The 6,064-nt window shown below is 62.5% G+C and carries 4 protein-coding genes; all 4 read left to right on the top strand.

Annotation, left to right across the window (positions count from 1 at the left end):
* The coding region (gene tig / locus ACR2JA_RS07825) for a trigger factor (protein WP_434008534.1) at positions 1-1,215 on the top strand (1,215 nt) is incomplete at its 5' end.
* Between the two features lie 177 nt (positions 1,216-1,392).
* A complete protein-coding gene (clpP, locus tag ACR2JA_RS07820) occupies positions 1,393-2,004 on the top strand; it encodes an ATP-dependent Clp endopeptidase proteolytic subunit ClpP (protein ID WP_434008533.1) in 612 nt (203 codons plus the stop codon).
* Between the two features lie 138 nt (positions 2,005-2,142).
* Complete coding sequence (clpX, locus tag ACR2JA_RS07815) at positions 2,143-3,408, top strand: ATP-dependent Clp protease ATP-binding subunit ClpX (protein WP_434008532.1); 1,266 nt, start codon at positions 2,143-2,145, stop codon at positions 3,406-3,408.
* Between the two features lie 77 nt (positions 3,409-3,485).
* A complete protein-coding gene (gene lon, locus ACR2JA_RS07810; protein ID WP_434008531.1) occupies positions 3,486-5,918 on the top strand; it encodes an endopeptidase La in 2,433 nt (810 codons plus the stop codon).
* Positions 5,919-6,064 lie beyond the last annotated feature (146 nt).

Raw genomic sequence — 6,064 nt, 5'->3', positions numbered from 1 at the left:
AAGAAGCTGGCGCGTACCGTCAAGATGGACGGCTTCCGTCCGGGCAAGGTACCGATGAACGTCGTGGCCCAGCGCTATGGCTATTCGGTGCACTACGAGGTCATGAACGACAAGGTGGGCGAGGCTTTTGCCGCCGCCGCCAACGAAGCCCAGCTGCGCGTGGCCGGCCAGCCCAAGATCACCGAAAAAGAAGGCGCTGCCGAAGGCGAACTGACCTTTGACGCCGTGTTCGAGGTGTACCCCGACGTCAAGATCGGCGACCTCTCGGCCGCCGAAGTGGAGAAAGTCTCTGCCGAAGTGACCGACGCCGCCATCGACCGCACGCTGGACATCTTGCGCAAGCAGCGCCGCAGCTTTGCCCAGCGCGCCGCCGACCAGGCAGCCGTGGACACCGACCGCGTGACCATCGACTTCGCCGGCAAGATCGACGGCGAGCCGTTCGAAGGCGGCAAGGCCGAAGGCTTCCAGTTCATCGTCGGCGATGGCCAGATGCTCAAGGAATTCGAAGACGCCGTGCGCGGCATGAAGTCGGGCGAGTCCAAGACCTTCCCGCTGGCCTTCCCGGCGGACTACCACGGCAAGGAAGTGGCCGGCAAGACCGCCGACTTCCTGGTGACGCTCAACAAGATCGAAGCCGCCCACCTGCCGGAAGTGGACGAAGCCCTGGCCAAGTCGCTGGGCATTGCCGAAGGCACGGTTGAAGCCCTGCGCGCCGACATCAAGAAGAACCTGGAGCGCGAAGTCAAGCAGCGCGTGCTGGCCCGCAACAAGCAGGCGGCCATGGATGCGCTGGCCGCTGCTGCCGAGCTGGACCTGCCCAAGTCCATCGTGCAGGCCGAGGCCGACCGCCTGGTCGAAGGCGCCCGCGCCGACCTGAAGCAACGCGGCGTGAAGGATGCCGACAAGGCGCCGATCCCCGAAGAGCTGTTCCGTCCCCAGGCCGAGCGCCGCGTGCGCCTGGGTCTGGTGGTGGCCGAGCTGGTGCGCACCAACGAACTGCACGCCACGCCCGACCAGATCAAGGCCCATATCGAAGAGCTGGCGGCTTCCTACGAGAAGCCGGCGGACGTGGTGCGCTGGTACACCAGCGACAACCGCCGCATGGCCGAAGTCGAGGCGATCGTGATCGAGAACAACGTGACCGACTTCGTGCTGTCCAAGGCCAAGATCACCGACAAGGTCATCGGCTTTGACGAACTGATGGGCCAGGCCTGATCGGAATCGGACCTTCCGAACCAAAGGGCGGAGTGATCCGCCCTTTTTTGCGTCGAAGCCTTGCGTTCGGGCGCCAGTGCGCCATATGCACCCAGGGCTGAAGCCCGACACGCCGTGGCGGCCTTGCCGGGTTGGTTACAGTAACGTCACATCGCAACGCATCACACGGAGAAACGCATGAGCGCAATGGACATTCAGGGTTTGGGCATGGTGCCCATGGTCATCGAACAGTCGGGCCGCGGTGAACGCGCATACGACATCTACTCGCGCCTGCTCAAAGAGCGCGTGATCTTTTTGGTGGGGCCGGTCAACGACCAGTCGGCCAATCTGGTGGTGGCCCAGTTGCTGTTCCTGGAGAGCGAAAACCCGGACAAGGACATCTCCTTCTACATCAACTCGCCCGGTGGTTCGGTGAGCGCCGGGATGGCGATTTTCGACACCATGAATTTCATCAAGCCGGACGTGTCCACGCTGTGCACCGGCATGGCCGCGAGCATGGGGGCCTTCCTGCTGGCCGCGGGCGCCAAGGGCAAACGTTTTGCACTGCCGAACTCCAAGGTCATGATCCACCAGCCGCTGGGCGGCACGCAGGGCCAGGCCACCGAGATCGAGATCCACGCACGCGAAATCCTCAAGACCCGCGAGCAGCTCAACAAGATCCTGGCCGAGCGCACCGGGCAACCGCTGGAGAAGATCGAACGCGACACCGAGCGTGACTACTACCTGTCGGCCGCCGAGTCGGCCGAGTACGGCCTGATCGACAAAGTGATCGACAAGCGCGCGGCCTGATCGACCGCCCAAGCCTGCAAAACACGCTCCCAACGCCCGCATTCGCGCCAAAAGGCGTGCTTTTCGGGCGTTTGCCCCCATGGGGCGTTGGAATATCATTGTTCTCGCGCCCACTTACCGTCTACCCGACCCCCTTCCATGGCCGACAAAAAAGCCGCCTCCAGTGAAAAAGCGCTCTACTGCTCGTTTTGTGGCAAGAGCCAGCACGAGGTCAAGAAGCTGATCGCCGGCCCCTCGGTGTTCATCTGCGACGAATGCATCGAGCTGTGCAACGACATCATCCGCGACGAGCTGCCCGGCCTGGACGCCGTCAAGGCGCAGGGCGATGAGCTGCCCACGCCGGCGCAACTCAAGTCCAACCTGGATCACTATGTGATCGGCCAGGACCTTGCCAAGCGCGCGCTGGCGGTAGCGGTCTACAACCACTATAAGCGCCTGCGCCACAAGCAGAGCGCCCGCAAGGACGACGTGGAACTGGCCAAGAGCAACATCCTGCTGATCGGCCCCACGGGTTCGGGCAAGACGCTGCTGGCGCAGACCATGGCGCGCATGCTCAACGTGCCGTTTGTGATGGCCGACGCCACCACGCTGACCGAAGCCGGCTACGTGGGTGAGGACGTGGAAAACATCGTTGCCAAGCTGCTGCAGAGCTGCAACTACGACGTGGAGCGGGCCCAGCAGGGTATCGTCTATATCGACGAAATCGACAAGATCACGCGCAAGTCCGACAACCCCTCCATCACCCGCGATGTGTCGGGCGAGGGCGTGCAACAGGCCTTGCTCAAGCTGGTGGAAGGCACCATGGCCAGCGTGCCGCCGCAAGGCGGGCGCAAGCACCCCAACCAGGACTTCCTGCAGGTCGACACCACCAATATCCTGTTCATCTGCGGCGGTGCTTTCGCAGGTCTGGAAAAGATCATCGAGAACCGCACCGAGGCCTCTGGTATGGGCTTCGGCGCCGTGGTCAAGAGCAAACAGCAGCGCAGCCTGACCGAGTCCTTCAAGGACATCGAACCCGAGGACCTGATCAAGTTCGGCCTGATTCCCGAACTGGTGGGGCGTTTGCCTGTCATCGCTAGCCTGACGGAACTCAGTGAAGAGGCGCTGGTCGAAATCCTCACCGAACCCAAGAACGCAGTGGTTAAACAGTTTGCGCGCCTGCTGTCCATGGAGGGCGCCGAACTTGAAGTGCGGCCTGCCGCCCTCAAGGCCATCGCCCGCAAGGCGCTGGCGCGCAAGACCGGTGCACGTGGTCTGCGTTCGATACTGGAAAACGCGCTGATCGACACCATGTTCGATCTGCCAGGCATGAGCAACGTGGAAAAAGTGGTGGTGGACGAGTCCACCATCGAAGAAAACAAGGCGCCTCTGCTGGTGTACCGCGAAGCGGCCAAGCAGGCCTGAGCGGTCTTTCGTTGCATCCGGGTTCGGGCGGTCCTTCACGGGCCCCGCCTCCCAGCCCATTCTGTTGAGGTTCACACATGTCCGGACAAATCCCACTGCCCAGCACGCCGGTCGATCTGCCCCTGTTGCCCCTGCGCGATGTGGTGGTCTTCCCGCACATGGTCATCCCCTTGTTCGTGGGGCGCCCCAAGAGCATCAAGGCGCTGGAATCGGCCATGGAGGCCGAGCGCCGCATCATGCTGGTGGCACAAAAGGCCGCCGCCAAGGACGAGCCGTCCACCGACGACATGTTCGAAATGGGCTGCGTCGCCACCATCCTGCAAATGCTCAAGCTGCCCGACGGCACCGTCAAGGTGTTGGTCGAAGGTGTTCAGCGCGCCAAGGTTCTGGCCATCCGCGACGGCGAGAGCCATTTCGTGGCCAGCGTGGCACCAGTCGATCCGGTGCAGGAGCGCTCTGAAGCGCATGCCACCGAACTGGAAGCCCTGCGCCGGGCGGTGATGCAGCAGTTCGACCAGTACGTCAAGCTCAATAAGAAGATCCCTTCCGAGATCTTGACCTCGATCTCCAGCATCGACGACCCGGGCCGCCTGGCCGACACCATCGCCGCGCACCTGCCGCTCAAGCTCGAATCCAAGCAGGTGGTGCTGGACCTCGACCCGGTGAACAAGCGCCTGGAAAACCTGTTCGAGCAGCTCGAGCGTGAGGTCGACATCCTCAACGTCGACAAGAAGATCCGTGGCCGCGTCAAACGCCAGATGGAGAAGAACCAGCGCGACTTCTACCTCAACGAGCAGGTGAAGGCGATCCAGAAGGAACTCGGTGAAGGCGAAGAGGGCGCCGACATCGAGGAGATCGAGAAGAAGATCAAACTCGCCAAGATGCCCGCCGAGGCCCGCAAGAAAGCCGAAGCCGAGTTCAAGAAGCTCAAGCTCATGTCGCCCATGTCGGCCGAAGCCACCGTGGTGCGCAACTACATCGATGCGCTGGTGGCATTGCCCTGGAGCAAGAAGACCAAGATCAAGCACGACTTGGCGCACGCTGAGGATGTGCTCAACGAAGACCATTACGGTCTGGACAAGGTCAAGGACCGCATCCTCGAATACCTCGCGGTGCAGCAGCGCGTGGACAAGGTCAAGGCGCCGATCCTGTGCCTGGTCGGCCCGCCGGGTGTGGGCAAGACTTCGCTCGGTCAGTCCGTGGCCAAGGCCACGGGGCGCAAGTACGTGCGCATGGCGCTGGGCGGCATGCGCGACGAAGCCGAGATCCGTGGCCACCGTCGCACCTACATCGGCGCCATGCCCGGCAAGGTGCTGCAGAGCCTGTCCAAGGTCGGCACGCGCAACCCGCTGTTCCTGCTGGACGAGATCGACAAGCTGGGCACCGATTTCCGTGGTGACCCGTCGGCAGCATTGCTGGAGGTGCTGGATCCTGAACAGAACCACACCTTCGCGGACCATTACGTCGAGGTCGATTTCGATCTGTCCGATGTGATGTTCGTGGCGACCTCGAACTCGATGAACATCCCGCCGGCGTTGCTGGACCGGATGGAGGTGATCCGCCTCTCGGGTTACACCGAGGACGAGAAGACCAACATCGCCATCCGCTACCTGCTGCCCAAGCAGGTCAAGAACAACGGCATCCGCGACGGCGAGATGGAGGTCAGCGACGAGGCGGTGCGCGACATCGTGCGCTATTACACCCGTGAAGCCGGCGTGCGCTCGCTGGAGCGTGAGCTCTCCAAGATCTGCCGCAAGGTGGTCAAAGGTCTGCTGCTCAAGAAGTACACGCCCACGGTGAAGGTCACAGCCGAGAATTTGAGCGACTTCCTGGGCGTTCGCAAGTACACCTATGGCCGTGCCGAGCAACAGAACCAGGTGGGCCAGGTGGTCGGGCTGGCCTGGACCGAGGTGGGTGGCGATCTGCTGACCATCGAGGTCGCCATCATGCCCGGCAAGGGCGTCATCACCCGCACCGGTTCGCTGGGCGATGTGATGAAGGAGTCGGTGGAAGCCGCCCGCACGGTGGTGCGCAGCCGTGCGCACATGCTGGGCATCAAGGACGAGATGTTCGATAAGCGCGACATCCACATCCACGTGCCCGATGGTGCAACGCCCAAGGATGGCCCCAGCGCGGGCGCTGCGATGACGACGGCCCTGGTGTCTTCGCTGACCGGTATTCCGGTGCGTGCGGATGTGGCCATGACGGGTGAGATCACCTTGCGGGGCGAAGTCACGGCCATTGGGGGTCTCAAGGAAAAGTTGCTGGCGGCGCTGCGTGGCGGTATCAAGACCGTGATCATCCCGGAAGAGAACGTCAAGGACCTGGCCGACATTCCCGACAATGTCAAGCAAGGCCTGGAGATCGTGCCGGTGAAATGGATCGACAAGGTGCTGGCCATCGCACTGGAACGCCAGCCGGTGCCGCTGACCGACGAAGAGGTGGCCGCACAGCTGGCAGCTGCAGCAGGCCGCACACCGGTGCCTGCACCGGACGCTGTGAAGCACTGATGAGAAAATGCGGGGGACTTGAAAAACCTGCGTTTTTTGCGCTATAATTTCAGCTTCTGACGAACTTCACCAAACGTTAGAAGTGTGCGGGAATAGCTCAGTTGGTAGAGCGCAACCTTGCCAAGGTTGAGGTCGCGAGTTCGAAT

The organism is Hydrogenophaga sp. (assembly GCF_051007235.1).
Lineage (GTDB): Bacteria > Pseudomonadota > Gammaproteobacteria > Burkholderiales > Burkholderiaceae_C > Hydrogenophaga.
Note: the sequence above shows the minus strand (reverse complement) of the source record. Positions and strands in the feature narration are given on the sequence as shown.

Excerpts from the sequence above, each read along its gene's own strand:
- clpP (WP_434008533.1), top strand. The coding sequence starts at position 1,393 with ATGAGCGCAATGGACATTCAGGGTTTGGGCATGGTGCCCATGGTCATC.
- clpX (WP_434008532.1), top strand. The coding sequence starts at position 2,143 with ATGGCCGACAAAAAAGCCGCCTCCAGTGAAAAAGCGCTCTACTGCTCG.
- lon (WP_434008531.1), top strand. The coding sequence starts at position 3,486 with ATGTCCGGACAAATCCCACTGCCCAGCACGCCGGTCGATCTGCCCCTG.